The following is a 16959-nucleotide window of genomic DNA, read 5'->3' as shown; positions in this document are numbered from 1 at the left end:
CAGCGGCAGAAAAGGAGAAACCCGACCATGCAGTGGAAACGGATAACCGCAGTCGCGGCGACGGTCATGCTGGCCGCCGTGGCCTGTGGCAGCCCGTCCTCGAACAGCGGTAGCAAGGGCGACAGCGGCAACTTGGGGGGTGCGCAGGTCAAGGCGACCGACCCCACTGCGAAGGGCCCGGCCCCGGATGTCGACGGCGCGAAGAAGGGCGGCACGATCACGGTCCTCTCGGACGTGACGCCGGACACCTTCGACCCGACCGCGATCTACTACACCGACGGTAACCAGATCGCGAAGCTGATGTTCCGGTCGCTGACCCAGTACCGGCTGGACGGCCCCGACCACAAGCCGGTCCTGGTGCCGGACCTGGCCGAGGACCTCGGTACCAAGTCGGCCGACGGTCTCACCTGGACCTTCAAGCTGAAGCAGGGCATCAAGTACATGGACGGCACGCCGGTCAAGGCTGCCGACTACGCGTACGCGATCAAGCGCTCCTTCGCGCACGACCTGTACGACGCCGGACCGACGTACCAGATGCAGTTCTTCCTGGACGGCGAGAAGTACAAGGGCCCGTACGCCGCCGGTGGCGCGGACTACAAGGGTGTCGAGACGCCGGACGACCACACGCTGGTCATCCACCTGGCGAAGAAGTTCGACGACCTGCCCTACTACGCGGCGTTCCCGATGTTCACGCCGATCCCGCAGGCGAAGGACACCCAGAAGAACTACGAGCAGCACCCGATGGCGACCGGCCCGTACATGCTGTCGTCGTACCAGCCGGGCAGCGAGCTGAAGCTGGTCAAGAACCCGAACTGGGACGCGAACAGCGACCCGGTGCGGCACCAGTACGTCGACGGCTTCGACTTCAAGTTCAGCCAGGACCTGATCAAGGCCCAGCGCCAGGTGCTCGCGAGCTCCGGCCCGGACGCCGACGCGCTGAACTACAGCAACCTGGACGTCTCGCTGCTGCCCGAGGTCAAGGACCAGTCGCAGCTGATCAAGGGCCCGTCGCCGTGCACGATCATGTACACGATGGACACCCGGAAGATCCCGCTGGAGGTCCGCAAGCTGATCGCCAAGGCGCACCCGTACGACGGTTGGCGCAAGGTGGCCGGCCTGAACCCGAACGACGACCCGCCGGCCTCGACGATCCTGCCGCCGGCCGTCCCGGGCTTCGAGAAGTACGAGCTGCCGGGTCTGAACGGTACCGGTAAGGGCGCCGAGGACGACGCGGTCGCCGCCGAGGTCAAGTCCGAGCTGGCCAAGCTGGGCAAGTCGAACTTCGAGCTCAGCTGGTACTACTCGATCGACGACAAGATCTCCACGCAGGTCACGCAGTTCCGCAAGCAGATGTTCGAGAAGGCAGGCTTCAAGGTCCGGGCGATCGGTGTCCCGAAGGCCAAGATCCGTACCTTCACCGGTGACCAGAACGCTCCGGTGAACATCGGCAAGACCCCGACCGGTTGGTGCTCCGACTGGCCGAGTGGCACCAGCTGGTTCCCGGTCCTGTTCCGCTCCGACGCGATTGCCCTGGGCAACAGCGTTGGCCAGCTCCAGGACAAGGCGCTGGACGCCGAGATCGACGCCGTCACCGCGAAGGCGCCGGACGAGCAGCTGAAGGAATGGAAGAACGTCGACAAGGACATCCTGGAGAAGTACCTCCCGGTGCTCCCGCTGTACTACAGCCAGAGCAACTTCCCGGTCGGCAAGAACATCGGGCACGCGATCAACGACCCGACACAGGGTCTGCCCGAGTTCACCTCGCTGTACCTGAAGCAGCCCTGATCCACGCCCGTTCTGAAGCAGTAGTGATCCACTGAACGCCTGTCTGGTGCCCGGGCCACAAGCCCGGGCACCAGACCGGTCGGTGAGGAGACAATCCCGTGCTCTATTTCGTGGCGCGCCGCCTGGTCAGCGCGCTGAGTGTCGTGCTCGCTACCTTGATCGCGACCTTCACGTTGTTCTTCGTCGCGCCGACCGACCCGGCGGGTGCGATCTGTGGTGACCGCAACTGCACTGCGCAGCGGTACCAGGAGATCCGGACCAACCTGCATCTCGACCGGCCGAAGGTGCAGCAGTTCGCGGAGTACACCGCGGGAATCTTCGTCGGTCGTGACTTCACGACCTCGGGTGTCAAGCAGCACTGCGCGGCGCCCTGCCTCGGCTTCTCGTTCAAGAACGACCGGCCGGTCACGGACATGATCAAGAGCCGGTTCCCGGTGACACTGTCGCTGGTGGTCGGGTACGCCGTACTCGTCCTCACCATCGGCGTGTTCGTCGGATCGATGGCGGCCAAGAGACGCGGGACGCTGGGCGACCGGGCGCTGATGACCAGCACGCTGGTGATCAGTTCGGTGCCCTACTACATCGTCGCGCTGATGGTCGCGCTGTACCTGACCGTGCTGTATCCCATCCTTCCAAGAGGTGAGTGGACACCACCCTCGGAGAATCCCGGCAAATGGATAGCCGGCATGCTGACACCGTGGCTGGTGCTCGGCATCTACAACTGTGTCTCCTATGCGCGCTACTCCCGTGGCTCCATGGTCGAGACACTGAGTGAGGACTTCATCCGGACCGCGCGGGCCAAGGGCCTGTCCGACCGGGTGGTCACCTACAAGCACGCTCTCCGGTCCGGCCTGATCCCGGTCGTGACGATCTTCGGCCTGGACGTTGCCACCAGCCTCGGCGGCGCGATCTTCACCGAGCGGATCTTCGACCTGCCCGGCCTCGGCCAGCTGGTCCTGGACAGCTTGAACAACTACGACCTGCCGGTGATCATGGGCACCGTACTGGTCGCTTCCGTGCTGATCGTGGTGCTGAACCTGCTGGTGGACGTCGGCTACAGCCTGATCGACCCGCGGGTGAGGCTGGCATGAGCACTCCCGCGCCGCAAGATCGCAACCCCGAGGACCGGAAGGACAGCATGGCCGACAGTGATGCCGCTGCCCCGGAGGCCGCCACCACCGCCAAGCGTGGTCCGTCGGTCGCCACCCGGGAGCGCCGCCAGGCGTCGATCAACCCCAGTGGCGAGACGCCGTACCTGGTGGTCGAGGACCTGGCCGTGAAGTTCCCGACCGCGGACGGGCTGGTCAGCGCGGTGAACGGGCTGAGCTACTCGGTCCCGCTCGGCCGGACGCTGGCGATCGTCGGCGAGTCCGGGTCCGGCAAGTCGGTGTCGAGTATGGCCGTGATGGGCCTGCACGACCGCAAGCGGACCCGGATCACCGGGTCGATCCGGCTCGGCGGCGACGAGATCGTCGGCCTGAGCGAGAACGACCTGATGAAGATCCGCGGCGACGCGGTGTCGATGGTCTTCCAGGACCCGCAGTCGTCGCTGCACCCGCTGTACACGATCGGCAACCAGCTGACCGAGGCGTACCGGGTGCACCACAAGGTCTCCAAGGACGCCGCGAAGAAGCGCGCGCTGGAGATGCTCGACCTGGTCGGTATTCCGAACCCGTCGCGCCGGTTCAACCAGTACCCGCACGAATTCTCCGGCGGTATGCGGCAGCGCGCGATGATCGCGATGAGCCTGATCAACGACCCGAAGCTGGTGATCGCCGACGAGCCGACCACCGCGCTCGACGTCACGGTGCAGGCGCAGATCCTGGACCTGCTGAACAACCTGCAGAAGGAGTTCGGCTCCGCGATCGTGCTGATCACCCACGACCTGGGTGTGGTCGCCGAGATGGCCGACGACGTCCTGGTGATGTACGCCGGGCGCTGCGTCGAGTACGGCACCGCCGAGGACGTACTGGCGAACCCGCGGATGCCGTACACCTGGGGCCTGCTCGAGTCGATCCCGACCGTCTCCGCCGCGAACGAGCGGCTGCGCCCGATCAAGGGCCTGCCGCCGAGCCTGCTGAACCTGCCCGACGGCTGCGCGTTCAACCCGCGCTGCCCGTACAAGGACCGCGTCAGCGGCGAGCTCTGTACGACGCAACTGCCGGAACTGCTGCCGGTGGACGGCGCCGGTGCCCACACGTCCCGTTGTCACCTGCACGACAAGGTCTCGGTGTACGAGACCGAGGTCGCGCCGAGACTGGGCTGACGAGGGGACTGAGGAGACAACAATGAGTGACGCAACCGTTTCCGACGTGGTCGGGAAGCCGGCCGCCAAGGGCGAGACCCTGCTCCAGGTCCGCGACCTGAAGATGCACTTCCCGATCAAGGAAGCCGCCGGCCTCGGCCGGACCAAGAAGGTCGTGCAGGCCGTCGACGGCGTCAGCTTCGATCTGAAGCAGAGTGGCAGCTTGGGCCTGGTCGGTGAGTCCGGCTGCGGTAAGTCGACCACCGGCCGGATGATCACCCGGCTGCTGACGCCGACGTCCGGCCAGATCCTGTTCAAGGGCACCGACATCGCGCAGCTGAAGGAGCGGGACCTGCGCCCGTTCCGCCGGCAGCTGCAGATCGTGTTCCAGGACCCGTACAGCTCGCTGAACCCGCGGCAGACGGTCAGCAACATCATCAGTACGCCGCTGCGGGTGCACAACCTGGTCAAGAAGGGCAAGGAGCTCGCCCGCGTCCAGGAGCTGCTCGAGCGGGTCGGCCTGAACCCGGAGCACCACAACCGGTACCCGAACGAGTTCTCCGGCGGCCAGCGCCAGCGGATCGGCATCGCCCGGGCGCTCGCGGTGGAGCCCGAGGTGATCATCGCCGACGAGCCGGTGTCCGCGCTGGACGTGTCGATCCAGGCGCAGGTGATGAACCTGCTCGAGGACCTGCGCCGGGACCTCGGCATCGCGTTCGTGTTCATCGCGCACGACCTCGGCGTGGTCCGGCATTTCTGTGACGAGGTCGCGGTGATGTACCTCGGCAAGATCGTCGAGCAGGGCAGCCGGGACCAGATCTACAACGCGCCGCAGCACCCGTACACCCAGGCGCTGCTGTCCGCGGCGCCGGACCTCGGCACGATCCGCGGTGTCCCGCCGAAGGAGCGGATCCGGCTGGTCGGCGACGTACCCTCGCCGATCGACCCGCCGAGCGGCTGCCGGTTCCGGACCCGGTGCTGGAAGGCGGAGGACATCTGCGCCACCCAGGAACCGCTGCTGGAGATCAAGCCGCAGTCCAGCCAGGGTCACACGGCCGCCTGCCACTTCGCGGAGCCAAAGGTCGACCTGACCGCCGCCACCGCGTAACCCACGCAGAAAGCCCCCGTCAACGATGAACTGGTCCCGGAAAGTTGGACTGGTTAAGTAAGAGGTTATAGAGGGGTTTCTAGGCTGCGAGGGTCTGGGTCCGGTAGTGCACCGGGCTCAGGCCCTCGAGTTGTGTGGAGATGCGGTGGTTGTTGTACCAGCCGACGTAGTTGTGCAGTGCTTCGGCCAGCGCGTCGACGGAGGCGTATCGGTTGTGGTTGAAGAGTTCTTCTTTGAGGTGCCCGAACCAGTTCTCGATGACGGCGTTGTCGTAGCAGTTGGCTTTGCGGGACATCGATTGGGTCGCGCCGGCGTCGGCGAGCAGCCGCTGCCAGGTGGGGTGCTGGTATTGGAAGCCTTGGTCGGAGTGCACCAGCGGCGCCTGGCCGGGTTCCAGGGTCGCGACGGCCTCGCGGAGCGAGTTGTTGGTCAGGGCCAGGTTCGGGGAGTTGCCGATCGTGTAGGCGATGATCTGGTGGTCGAACAGATCCATCACCGGCGACAGGTAGAGCTTGCGGTCCCCGACCCTGAACTCGGTGACGTCGGTGACCCATTTCTGGTTCGGGGCGGTCGCGGTGAAGTCCCGGTTCAGCAGGTTCGGGGCAGTTCTTCCGGTCTCGCCGCGGTGGGAGTTGTAGCGCTTCTTGCGTCGTACTGGGCAGTGGAGTCCGAGTCGGCGCATCAGCTTCAGGACGGTCTTCTTCGCCACTCGCCAGCCCTGCCGGGTCAGTACGGCGTGGACGCGCCGGTGCCCGTAGCGGCGGTGGCTGTTCTCGAACACGGCCGTGATCGCGGTCTTCAACTCGGCCCGCGGATCCGGTCGAGCCAGGCGGGCCTGGTGGTAGAAGAACGTGGACCGGGCCAGCCCGGCGATCTGCAGCAGCAAGTCCAGACGATGTTCAGCCTTGAGGGCGATCACAGCGGCCACCTTCACCGCCGTTCTTGATCCCTCAAGGCCCGTACTTTTCCCAGATAGGCGTTCTCAGCCCGCAACCGCTCGACCTCGCGGCGAAGCTGCTCCAACTCCGACTCCGGCCGGACCGGCGCGTCAGGATCCTTGGCGGCCTTCGGTGGCCGGCCCTTCGGCTTCGGCCGCAGCCCGTCAGCACCCTCGCGCCGATAGGTCCGCGCCCACGTCTTCACCAACTCCGGCGCCGACAGCTCGTACTCGGCCGCCAGTACCGTCGCCGACTCGCCAGCCAGGAACCTCTTCACCACAGCCAGCTTGAACTCGAACGAGTACGAGCGCTTCGTCGGCTTGGTCACCAGCGCTCCTCTGCCCCAGACCTGCCAGCGGCGATACAGCCGCTTGACCGGCCAGACTGCCACACCCAGCAGCCCCGCCACCGAGCGATACCCCAAGCCCTCCTCGAACCACGCTACCGCCCGCTCACGTTGCCCCACCGACAACGAACTACGTCCATCCATACGAACGCTCCCCAGAATCAGAACTGAATTTCTCAGTCCAACTTCTGGGGAGCGGTTCAACGACGACGGGGGCTTTCTCATACCCGTGAGCTTGTCCGGGACTCGGTGATCACGAGAGCGGTCAGTGCAACAGTCAGTACCAGGAGCTGGGCGAGGGCAGGTACGCCGCGGACCAGGGGTACGGCGACCAGCAGGACAGCCGCTGTGATCAGCCGGGGGAGGCTCCAGTGGTGGATTGCGCGGCGTTTGAAGGCGGCGAGGCCGGCGAGGTAGAGCGCCGTACCGACGTACAGCGCGAACAGGCCGATGCCGTGGAGCGGGCGGGCGAGGTCCTCGCCGACGTACTCGAGGATCTTCTTGAGGCCGAGGGCGAGCAGAACGATGCCGGGCAGTGACGCCGCCAGGATCGGCCAGGAGATCGGCAGGGCGGTGACGCCGACACCGATCTCCACGATCGACTCGCCGAGCGCGATGATGATGATCAGACCGTGCCGCTCGGCCCAGTGCGCGGGCGAGTTGAACCGCCAGCCGCGGGCGTCGACCAAGTACGTCGAGACGTAGTCCGCAGCGAGTGCGCCGGCCCAGAGCAGGGTCTGGGTGATTCCGTGGTACTGCGAGGCGACCAGCAGCAGCGCGGCCGCGCCGACCTTGCCGATGGCGAAGAACGCGATCGTACGGCGCAACACCTGGTCGCCCTCGGCAATCAGCCAGAGCAGGACCAGGTGAATTGCGCGGAGGACGAAGTACGCGATCGCGATCACCACCGGACCGGACAGCCCGCCGGGCAGGTCGTCGAACGCTTCCGGAACCGCCAGCGCGATCACGAACATCGCGGCCATCGCGCCCAGCAGCACGGTGCGAACGGCGCCCTCGTCGGCCTTGGCGATGTTGCAGACCCACGAGTACGCCGCCCAGCTCCACCACAGCAGTCCGAGCAGGAACGCACCCCGAACGACCCCGCGCCAACTGAGGTCGTGCGCCATCAGCTCGGTGAGCTGCGTCAACGCGAACACGAAGACCAGATCGAAGAACAGCTCCAGCGTCGTCACCGACTGGTCCGCGCTGGTCCCCACCGCCCGGACACGCCTGCTGCCTGCCATGGCGGACATCATGCATCAGCGAAGGTCACCGGCGAGCAGGATCCGGCCGATCGCCGTCCAGCAGAGGCCCCAGATCGCGATCGCGAGGAAATGCGGTACGTCGCCGATCGCCAGGCCGATCGGGATCGTCAGCGGCCAGAGGCCGGTCACCAACGGCAACGCCCTGACGGTGGGACGCCAGCGACGGGCGCGGACGAGCGCGACACCCGCGACCACCAGACCGAGCGCCGACAGCAGCATGAACGCGCTGAAGAACGGAATCGCCCGGTCCTGGTCGACGACCGCGTAGAAGTGCGCGAGCCCGAACAACGTCATCGTGACAGCGGCCGCACCGAGCGCCGTGCGGGCCACCGGTACGTCGGACGCCGCGCGATGCAGCCCGACCACGCCGGCGGTGCTGAGCAGGACGCTCGCGCCGGCGAAGCCGAACCACACGCTGTCGGCGACGCTCGCGTCGACCGCCGCCACAATCCCCGCCGCGGTGACGCCGAGTCCGCCGACGACGGTTGTCCAGCCGAGTGGGCGGGGTGTGCTCCGGACGGCGGTTGCAGTGGTGTTCATCGGATCCCCCTGATGGAGAGCAGTTGTGAGTGCCTCCAGATTCAGTACCGCCGAACCTGGACCGGCAGGGGCGCGTGCCCGGGTGATCCGGGAGATCTGCCTAGAGACACCGGGACGTTCCACGGCCCACCATGTGGACATGGGCGTGGAGATGGGCACCGATCGCAGGACGTGGGTACGGATCGCGCTCTGCCTTGTCCTGCTGGAGGCGACCGCCGCAGTCGTCGGCGCGGTACTGACCGGCATGAGCTTCGCGGCGGCGCGGGACAGTTACCTGATCCCGAACCTGGCGGTCGGTGTCAGCTGTGCGGTGTCCGGTGGCCTGATCGCCTGGCACCGGCCGGGCCACCCGCTGGGCTGGCTGTTGCTCGGAGCCGGTGTCGCCCAGACCGGTACGCCGGCCGTCACTCCCTGGCTGATCCGCGCGCTGGAGGGAACCGGGTCGGCACGGTGGCCCGCGACCTTGTACTCGGGCCTGTGGCCGTGGTCGGTAGCCCTGTGCATCCCGCTTGCGTTGCTGCTCTTCCCGGACGGAGAGCTCCCGGGCCGGAAGTGGCGCGTGGCGATGGCCGTTGCCCTGGTCAACGGACCGCTGCAGGTGCTGCTGTTCAGTGCGGACCGCAATCCGTTGGCCGCGGTGCACCAACTCGGGCCGGAGGCGCGGGACCGGGCCGTGTCCTGGCTGCGGATCCCACCCTTGGACGGGCAGGTCGGTCTGCAGGCCGTGTCCGACGTCGCGCTCGCCGCGACGCTGCTGGCCGCGCTCGCCGGGCTCGTGGTCCGCTACCGGCGTGGCACCGAGCAGGCCCGCCGGCAGCTGCTCTGGTTGTTGCTGGCAGCAACGGTCATGGCGGCCGTGATCGCGTCGTCACGGCTGCCTGGGCCGGTGGAGCTGATCGGCTATCCGATCATCCTGATGACGCTGGTGGCGCTGATTCCGCTGGCCATGACGGTGGCGGTGCTGCGGTACCAGTTGCTCGACATCCGGCTCGTCTGGTCCCGGACCGTGACTTATCTGGTGCTGACGGCCGCCGTCGCCGGCACGTACGTCGGGATGGTGGAGGTGACCGACCGACTGCTCCGGCCACGGCTCAACGCAGGCGCGGCAGTCCTCGCGGCGCTCGTCGTCGCGGTCGGGTTCAACCCGGTGCGAGTCCGGCTGCAGCGGTTGGTGGACCACCTGTTCTACGGCGATCGGGGGAATCCGGTCCGCGCGGCGCGGTCGGTGGCGGCTCAGCTCGCCGGGGCGTCGCAGCCGGCCGACGTACTGCCTGCGGTTTGTCACGCGCTGCGGTTGCCGTACGCCGCACTCACCGATGACGCCGGCGTGATCCGGGGCGAGTACGGCATCCGGCCGTCGGCACTGGAGTCGATACCGTTGCTGCACGCCGGGGAGCGGGCCGGCGAACTGCGGGTCGGTATCCGGGCGGGCGAAAGCCATCTGGGTACCGCGGATCGGGCCGTCCTCGAGCTGATGGCGGCGCCCCTCGGTGTCGCGCTCCGGGCGCAGGCGATGTCCGACGCGCTGCAGCGGTCCCGGCGGGAGATCGTCGAGGCGCGCGAGGAGGAGCGCCGCCGGTTGCGGCGGGATCTGCACGACGGTCTCGGCCCGGCGCTGACCGGGATCGGGTTCCGGGCCGACGCTGTGGTGAACCTCGCCGACGGTCAGGTCCGCGAGCTGGGCGTGGACATCCGGAGCACCGTCGACGGCGCGATGGCCGACGTACGGCGGCTGATCAACCAGTTGCATCCGTCGACGCTGGACGAGGTCGGCCTGGTCGAGGCGGTCCGGCGGCACGCGGCGCTGCTCGATCGGCGCGGCGACGGATCGCCGCTGCGGGTGACGGTCGAGGCCGAGCAGGTTCCGGAGGGGTTGCCTGCCGCGGTCGAGGTCACGGCGTACCGGCTGGTCACCGAGGCGCTGACGAACGTCGCGCGGCACTCGCTGGCCGGGACCGCTCGGGTCCGGATGAGCGGCGGGCCGGGGGAGTTGCGGCTGGCGATCGTCGACGACGGGCCGGCGACCAACGGTCAGTGGGTCCCGGGCGTCGGACTGACGTCGATGCGCGAGCGGGTGGCCGAGCTCGGCGGCACGATGCAGGCGGCCGGTGCTCCGACCGGCGGCGAGGTCCGGATCAGCCTGCCGGTGGAGGCCGCGCGATGACGATCCGGGTGGTGCTCGCGGACGATCATCCGGTGATCCGGGACGGGCTGCAGGTGCTGCTGGCCTCGGTCGACGGGATCTCCGTCGTGGGCGTCGCGGCGAACGGGCCGGAGGCCGTCCGGGCGGCGGTGACGCTGAAACCGGACGTGCTCGTGATGGACATCCACATGCCCGGTGGCGACGGCGTCACCGCGGCGCAGGAGGTCGCGCGCGTCGCACCGACGGTCGGCGTGCTGATGCTGACGATGCTCGACGACGAGGAGACCGTCCGGGCGGCGGTCCGCGCCGGCGCTGCCGGGTACGTGCTGAAAGGGGCGTCGCAGCAACAGATCGTGCGCGCCATCGAGACCGTTGCCGCGGGCGACGCGATCCTCGGATCGGGTGTCGCCCGGCCGGTGCTCGACGCACTGGCCGGGCGGTCCGCGGCGCCACCCGACCCGCTGGCCGGGTTGACGCCGCGGGAGCGGCAGATCGTCGAATTGCTGGCAAGCGGATTGTCGACGACCGCGATCGCCGGCCGCCTCGCGCTTACCACCAAGACCGTCAACAACAACCTGTCGGTCGTTTTCGGCAAGCTGGGCGTCGCCAACCGGACCGAGGCCGCGCTGCTGGCTCGTGGTGTTCTCGGCAGCAGTGCCCCTACGCGCGACCGTGGGCCTGGCGGCTTCGGCGGCTGAGGGAGTCGATCGTGACGGCGATCAGCAGGACGCCGGCCGTGACGATGTAGCGGACGTTCGAGTCCAGGCTCAGCAACGCCAGCCCGTTGGAGATCGACGTGATCACCAGCGCGCCGAGCAGTGCGGAGTACGCCGAACCGCGGCCGCCGAACAGGCTGGTTCCGCCGATCACGGCGGACGCGATCGCGTTCAGGTTGGTGTCCGTACCGCCGCTCGACTGGCTGACCGCGACCAGCCGGGCCGCCGCCAGGATGCCACCGACCGCTGCGAACGTCGTACAGGCCGCGAACACCGACAGGTAGATCATCCGGACGTTGATACCGGCCCGGCGCGCCGCCTCGACGTTGCCGCCGACGGCGAAGACCGAGCGGCCCCAGCGGGTCCGTCGTACGGCCAGGTCCGTGACCACGACCAGCGCGAGGAACAGCAGGAACATCGACGAGACGCCACGGTCGCCGTTGAGGACCAGAACCGGGACGAGCAGTACGACAGCGAGGCCTGCCGCCTTCGCCGCGATGAACGACGTCGGCGCCGCGGACAGCCCCGCCGCGGCGCGAGCGCTCCGGCCCTGCAGCCTGGTCAGGGTGTAGACCACGACGACCAGAGCGACCAGTCCATATGCGATCGCGGGAGACAGGAAGCTGCGGGTCGCGAAGCCGACGAGCGGCGAGTCGTACGGCAGGTTGATCGTGCCGTCCTTGCCGAGCACCAGCAACTGCAGCCCGAGGAACCCGAGCAACCCGGCGAGCGTGATCACGAAGCTCGGTACGCCGAACCGCGTGTAGAGCAGGCCGTAGAACAGACCGACCACGATGCCCAGCACGACGCCGGCCAGCAACGACAGCACGATCGGCCAGCCCTGGTTGACGAACGTGACCCCGACGACCGCGCCGGCGAAACCGCTGACCGAACCGACCGACAGGTCGATCTCACCGAGCAGCAGCACCAGAACGATGCCGAGGGCAATCACCCCGACCGACGTCGTCTGCAGGGTCAGGTTGACCAGGTTGCGGCTGGACAGGAACGAGCTGTTCGCGATCTGGAAGACCACCCAGATGATGATCAGCCCGATCACCACCGGTACCGAACCGAGGTCGCCGGAGCGCAGCCGGGAAGTGAACGCGCCGACCGCGCCGCTCAGGCCGCGGCTGGCGATCAGCCGCTCGTCCTGCAGATCCGCGGGCAGCTGCACCGAATCCGGGGCCGAATCCAGGGCCGGATCCTGGGCCGGATCCTGGGCCGAGTCCTGCAGGGTCATGATGGCTCCTCTGGGTTCCGGCGCGCGGCGCGCTCGGAGACCGCGTTGTCGACCGCGCCGGTGATGGCCGCGATGATGTCCTGCGTCCGGGTCTCGCTGACGACGAAGACCCCGTTGTTCCGGCCGAGCCGCAGTACCGCGACCCGGTCGGCGACCGCCATCACGTCGGCCATGTTGTGGCTGATCAGGATCACGGCCAGGCCGCGTTCGCGCAGCCGCTCGACCAGGTTGAGGACCTCGGCGGTCTGAGCGACGCCGAGAGCCGCGGTCGGTTCGTCGAGCATCACGACCTTGGGCTTGCCGAGCAGGCTGCGGGCGATCGCGACGGTCTGCCGCTGGCCGCCGGACAGGCTGGCGACCGGGATCCGCACCGACGGGATCTTCGCGGACAGCTGCCGGAGCAGTTCCCAGGACTGGCGTTCCATCTCGACCTCGTCCAGCGCGCCGGCCTTCTCGAGCTCGCGACCGAGGTACAGGTTCGCGACCACGTCGAGGTTGTCGCAGAGCGCCAGGTCCTGGAACACGGTGGCGATGCCCAGCTGCTGTGCCTCGGCCGGACTGCCGACCCGGACCGGGCGGCCGTCGAAGACCATCGTGCCGTCGTCGGCGGTGTACACGCCGGCGATCGTCTTCACCAGCGTGGACTTGCCGGCGCCGTTGTCGCCCACCAGGGCGAGCACTTCACCGGCCCGGACGTCGAGTTCGATGTTCTTCAGGGCCTGGACGGCGCCGAACCGCTTGGAAATTCCCTGCAGCGACAGCACCGTACCGGCGCCGACGTCGGGGGGAGCGGGGGTAACAGTCACACGATCAGCCTCCTGAACTGAAACGTAGACCTAAGCTTGCCCCCGCACCTCACTGCGGGGGCAAGCTCGGGGGGCGGTCAGTTGTTCGACAGTCCGGCTGCGGCGCAGGCTGCCGCGAATGCTGCCGTACAGATGTCCGAGATCTTGTAGATGTTGTCCTTGACAACGGTGTCCTTGATGTTCGCCTTGGTCACCGCGACCGGGTCGAGGATCGTCGACGGGACACCGTTCTTGTCGGTGGTGGACTCCGGCTTGTTTCCGTTGGCCAGCGCCACGGCGCCCTTGGCGGCGGCTTCGGCCTGCGGCTTGACCGCCTTGTAGATGGTCATCGCCTGGTCGCCGGACACGATCCGCTGGATCGCGGCGAGTTCGGAGTCCTGGCCGGTGACCGGCGGGAGCGGCTTGACGCCACCACCCTTGAGCGCCGCGATCGCACCGCCCGCGGTGCCGTCGTTGGCGGCGTACACCCCGACCAGACCGTTCTTGATCGCGCTCAGCTGGCCTTCCATCCAGGCCTGCGCCTTGTCCGGGCTCCAGTCCGGGGTGTCGAACTCGGCGGCGATCTTGAAGCCGCTCGAGTCGAGCACGCTGTGCGCGCCCTTCTTGAAGTCGGCCGCGTTCGGGTCGGTGGGCGAGCCGTTGATCATCGCGATGTTGCCGGACGTCTTACCGGCCGCCTTGAGCGTGTCGACCAGCGTCTGCGCCTGCAACTTGCCGACCGCCTCGTTCTCGAACGACACGTAGTAGTTGGCGTTCTCGATGAACCGGTCGTACGCGACCACCGGTACGTTCTGGCCCTTCGCCGACGCGGCGATCGCGGCGGCGGCCTTACCGTCGACCGGGTCGAGCACCAGGACGTTCGCGCCCTGGGTCAGTGCGGCCTCGGCCTGCTGTTGTTGCTTCGACGCGTCCTGGTCGGCGTTGCTGTAGATCAGCTCGCACTTCGCGCAGGCGGCCTTCAGCGCCTCGGTGAACAGCGGACGGTCGAGCGCCTCGTACCGGGTGGTCTTGGACTCGGGCAGCAACAGCGCGATCTTCTTCGCGCTGCCTGAGCCGCTGCCGGAGTCGTTCGACCCACAGGCCACCAGCGAGACGGCAAGGGCCGACACGGCGAGGCCGAGACCGACGAGACGGGTAACGGGGACGGACATAGGCAACTCCTTGACAAGGCAGGCCCCAATTGGCCTGCCCGAAGTCAAGCTCTCCGCGGTCTTGTCGTCAAGACTTGAATTCAAGAAATGGAGATATTGGTATGACTCAGTACCGACGCGCGGTGGATCGCGCCGATGATGTCGGCCGCGTCTCCGAGCTCGGCCGGGCGCAGTTCGACGGTCGCGGCGGCGCTCGGGATCGCGCACCGGTCGAGCGCCTCGCGGAGCGGGCCGAGGATGAGGTCACCGGCCTCGGCCATCAGGCCGCCGACCACGATCACCTCCGGATTCAGCAGGTTCACCACCCCTGCGACGGCCACACCGACCCGGCGGCCGGCGTCCTCGATCACCCGGCGGCAGCCGATGTCGCCGGCCAGCGCGCGGGTGACGATGTCCTTCAGTCGCAGCGGTCCGTGGGAGGCGGCCAGGCTGTTGATCAGCGCCCGTGATCCGACGAACGTGTCCAGGCAGCCGCGATTGCCGCAGCGGCAGATCGGGCCGTTCTCGTCGATCGTGACGTGGCCGATCTCACCCGCCGTACCGGCCGAGCCGCGGAACACCTCGCCGTCGATCACGATCCCTGCGCCGACGCCGTACGAGAACTTCAGGTAGCAGCCGTTCCGGACGCCGCGGAGCGCGCCGGCGCGGAGTTCGCCGAGCGCGGCCAGGTTGGCGGTGTTGTCGAGCGCGACCGGGGCGCGCAGGTACGCCGACATCGCCTCGGTGACGTTCACGCCGCGCCAGCCGGGCAGTACGGCGTCCGACCCGGCCTCGCCGCTGATCGCGTCCACCGGCATCGGCAGGCCGAAACCGACCGCGGAGATGTCTTCGACGCCGGAGCTGACCGTCTCGGCCAGGTCGGCGAGCAGCCGGGCCGCGCGTTCCATGCCCTCGTCGGCGACGTGGTCGGCCTGCAGCGGCATGAGTTGCTGGGCGAGGATCTCGCGAGACCCGTTGGCGACCGCGACCCGGACGTCGCGCTCTCCGAACGCGACACCGGCGAGCAGGCCGCCACCGGAGGCGAGCGACACGAGTACGGCGCGGCGGCCGTTGCGGATGCTCCGGGAGAGGCCGACCATGCCGGCTTGGTCCAGCTCCTTGACCATGTTCGACACGGTGGCGGCGGACAGGCCGGACGCGGCGGCGATCTCGACCTGGGTGAGCGGGCCGTGCTGACGGACGACGCTGAGAACGCGCGCACGGTTGGCTTCGCGCAGCGAAGTCTGCGAGCCGGGCGCCGGGCGGGTTGCGTTCATTACATAAAGATAACGGATCGCGGGGCGTACCCGGCCGCCCACGTGTCGTCAACCACAAACATCAGCTGCAACCTCGCCGTCACTACCCCACTTGATCGTTCCATCGGCGACAGTAGACCACCGTGGTGGCGGGGCGGTGGAGGTGAGCGCTCACACGGTCAGGGCGATGCTCAGAAGGGCTACCGGAAGGGCCAGTTCGACCGTCGCGCCGAGGACATCACCGGTGGTCCCGCCGAGTTTCCTGGTTGCTGTCCGGCTGATGAGGAAACTGATGGCAACCGCCAACAGCACGGCGCCTGCGCCACCGCTGAGGTGAAGCCAGTTGGGTGTGCTGAGGTCCTGCCGGGTGGGGGCTGCGGCGTCGGTGAGCTCGAGCCAGGTGGTGGGTGTGAGGTCTTGGTGGGTGGGGGCTGTGGCGGCGGTGGGGTGGAGCGAGGTGGGTGTGTTGAGGTGCTGGTGGGTGGGGGCTGTGGCGGCGGTGGGGCGGGGCGAGGTGGGTGTGTTGAGGTGCTGGTGGGTGGGGGGTGTGGCGCCGGCGGCATCGTGTCGGACCACTTGGTAATCGACGCGTTCGTGTTGGACGGCTTGGTGTTGGGCGGTCTGGTGGGGGACGGCCTGGTGTTGGGTGGCCTGGTGGGGCTGCCAGGTGAGGGCGGTGGTTGCGGCGAGGACGAGGGCTGTGGCGAAGGTGGCGGTGATGGGGCGGACGGTGGCGGCGACGATGGTGCCGAGGCCGTCGGGGCGGGCGGCGGGGATCGTCGTACGGCAGGACCAGGGGAGGGTGAGGCGGCTCGCGACGGTGGCGATCAGGATGGCCTGCCAGCCGAAGCCCGCCTGTACGCAGGCGGTCAGCGCGGCGACGTCGACGAGCAGTACGCCGACGATCGCGACCACCCCGAACGGTCCGATGTCGCTCTGCTTCATGATCCGCAACATCGTCTCCGGATCCCGCCGCGAACCGAGCGCATCCGCAAAGTCCGCCAGTCCGTCGAGGTGCAGACCGCCCGACAGCCCTGCCACCACCAGCACCCCGAGCACCGCCGCGAGCAGCTCGGCGTCGGGCCGCACAAGCTGAGCCAGTGCCACCACAGCCGCCGCAACCCCGCCCACCACCACCCCCACCAAAGGCGCCAACACCATCGCGCGCCCACCCACCCCTCGATCCACCCGCCGAGGAATCCCTGCGGGCAACACCGTGAGCGTCCCGAACGCCAACCGCACCCCATCAACCCACGACCCCCGCGCTGAAGGTGTAGCGGCGCTCTGTGCGGGAGGTGTAGCGGCGCTCTGCACGGGCGGGCTGGCTGCGGTGTGCACGGGCGGGGTGGCTGCGGTCCGCGGGCGCGGGGTGGTAGCCGGGCGGCCGCCGGCGGGCTGGTCACCGTCGGACCGGTCAGCGCCGGCTGCTTCACCGGCCGGG

General features: G+C 68.4%; 15 protein-coding genes. 6 read left to right on the top strand and 9 right to left on the bottom strand.

Going from position 1 to position 16959, the window contains the following annotated elements; genetic code table 11:
• The first annotated feature begins 27 nt into the window (after positions 1-27).
• The 4 genes from FB475_RS35620 (at position 28) to FB475_RS35605 (ending at position 5138) form a co-directional block, all read left to right on the top strand.
• The gene (locus FB475_RS35620; protein ID WP_141862769.1) at positions 28-1785 is read left to right on the top strand and encodes an ABC transporter substrate-binding protein; all 1758 of its coding nucleotides are present in this window, start codon (positions 28-30) and stop codon (positions 1783-1785) included.
• Between the two features lie 98 nt (positions 1786-1883).
• The gene (locus FB475_RS35615) at positions 1884-2876 is read left to right on the top strand and encodes an ABC transporter permease (RefSeq protein WP_141862767.1); all 993 of its coding nucleotides are present in this window, start codon (positions 1884-1886) and stop codon (positions 2874-2876) included.
• The gene (locus FB475_RS35610) at positions 2873-4051 is read left to right on the top strand and encodes an ABC transporter ATP-binding protein (RefSeq protein ID WP_238332645.1); all 1179 of its coding nucleotides are present in this window, start codon (positions 2873-2875) and stop codon (positions 4049-4051) included. The genes FB475_RS35615 and FB475_RS35610 overlap by 4 nt, the downstream gene beginning before the upstream one ends.
• Before the next feature lie 22 nt (positions 4052-4073).
• Entirely contained in the window at positions 4074-5138 is a 1065-nt protein-coding gene (locus FB475_RS35605) for an ABC transporter ATP-binding protein (protein WP_141862765.1), read from the top strand.
• 79 nt (positions 5139-5217) lie between these two features.
• Here the strand turns inward: FB475_RS35605 and FB475_RS35600 are convergent, their stop codons facing one another.
• From FB475_RS35600 to FB475_RS35590, 4 genes are all read right to left on the bottom strand, one after another.
• Positions 5218-6057, bottom strand: coding sequence for an IS3 family transposase (locus FB475_RS35600; RefSeq protein ID WP_238332644.1), 840 nt, complete (start codon positions 6055-6057; stop codon positions 5218-5220).
• 11 nt (positions 6058-6068) lie between these two features.
• On the bottom strand, positions 6069-6566 hold the full coding sequence (locus FB475_RS37980; RefSeq protein WP_238332643.1) for a helix-turn-helix domain-containing protein: 498 nt from the start codon (positions 6564-6566) through the stop codon (positions 6069-6071).
• Positions 6567-6643: 77 nt separating this feature from the next.
• Positions 6644-7666 (bottom strand): low temperature requirement protein A, encoded by a 1023-nt coding sequence (locus tag FB475_RS35595; RefSeq protein WP_141862763.1) that lies wholly within the window; start codon positions 7664-7666, stop codon positions 6644-6646.
• A gap of 15 nt (positions 7667-7681) precedes the next feature.
• Positions 7682-8227, bottom strand: a complete 546-nt coding sequence (locus FB475_RS35590) for a hypothetical protein (RefSeq protein ID WP_141862761.1) — start codon at positions 8225-8227, stop codon at positions 7682-7684.
• A gap of 139 nt (positions 8228-8366) precedes the next feature.
• On the opposite strand from FB475_RS35590, the gene FB475_RS35585 reads away from it, so the two are divergent.
• The gene (locus tag FB475_RS35585; protein ID WP_141862759.1) at positions 8367-10391 is read left to right on the top strand and encodes a sensor histidine kinase; all 2025 of its coding nucleotides are present in this window, start codon (positions 8367-8369) and stop codon (positions 10389-10391) included.
• Positions 10388-11068, top strand: a complete 681-nt coding sequence (locus tag FB475_RS35580) for a response regulator (protein WP_141862757.1) — start codon at positions 10388-10390, stop codon at positions 11066-11068. Before FB475_RS35585 ends, FB475_RS35580 begins: the two co-directional genes overlap by 4 nt.
• Here the strand turns inward: FB475_RS35580 and FB475_RS35575 are convergent.
• The 5 genes from FB475_RS35575 to FB475_RS37335 all read right to left on the bottom strand — a co-directional run bounded on the left by FB475_RS35575 (position 11031) and on the right by FB475_RS37335 (position 16733).
• Positions 11031-12326: a sugar ABC transporter permease gene (locus FB475_RS35575; RefSeq protein ID WP_141862755.1), complete on the bottom strand. Its 1296-nt coding sequence runs from the start codon at positions 12324-12326 to the stop codon at positions 11031-11033. The genes FB475_RS35580 and FB475_RS35575 overlap by 38 nt on opposite strands.
• Entirely contained in the window at positions 12323-13132 is an 810-nt protein-coding gene (locus FB475_RS35570) for an ATP-binding cassette domain-containing protein (RefSeq protein ID WP_141862753.1), read from the bottom strand. Before FB475_RS35570 ends, FB475_RS35575 begins: the two co-directional genes overlap by 4 nt.
• Positions 13133-13209: 77 nt before the next feature.
• The gene (locus FB475_RS35565; protein ID WP_141862751.1) at positions 13210-14283 is read right to left on the bottom strand and encodes an ABC transporter substrate-binding protein; all 1074 of its coding nucleotides are present in this window, start codon (positions 14281-14283) and stop codon (positions 13210-13212) included.
• An 80-nt stretch (positions 14284-14363) separates the two neighbouring features.
• Positions 14364-15539, bottom strand: a complete 1176-nt coding sequence (locus FB475_RS35560; protein WP_141862749.1) for an ROK family transcriptional regulator — start codon at positions 15537-15539, stop codon at positions 14364-14366.
• 150 nt (positions 15540-15689) lie between these two features.
• A complete protein-coding gene (locus FB475_RS37335) occupies positions 15690-16733 on the bottom strand; it encodes an adenosylcobinamide-GDP ribazoletransferase (protein ID WP_238332670.1) in 1044 nt (347 codons plus the stop codon).
• Positions 16734-16959: the final 226 nt, after the last annotated feature.

This window comes from Kribbella jejuensis (genome assembly GCF_006715085.1).
Lineage (GTDB): Bacteria > Actinomycetota > Actinomycetes > Propionibacteriales > Kribbellaceae > Kribbella > Kribbella jejuensis.
Note: the sequence above shows the minus strand (reverse complement) of the source record. Positions and strands in the feature narration are given on the sequence as shown.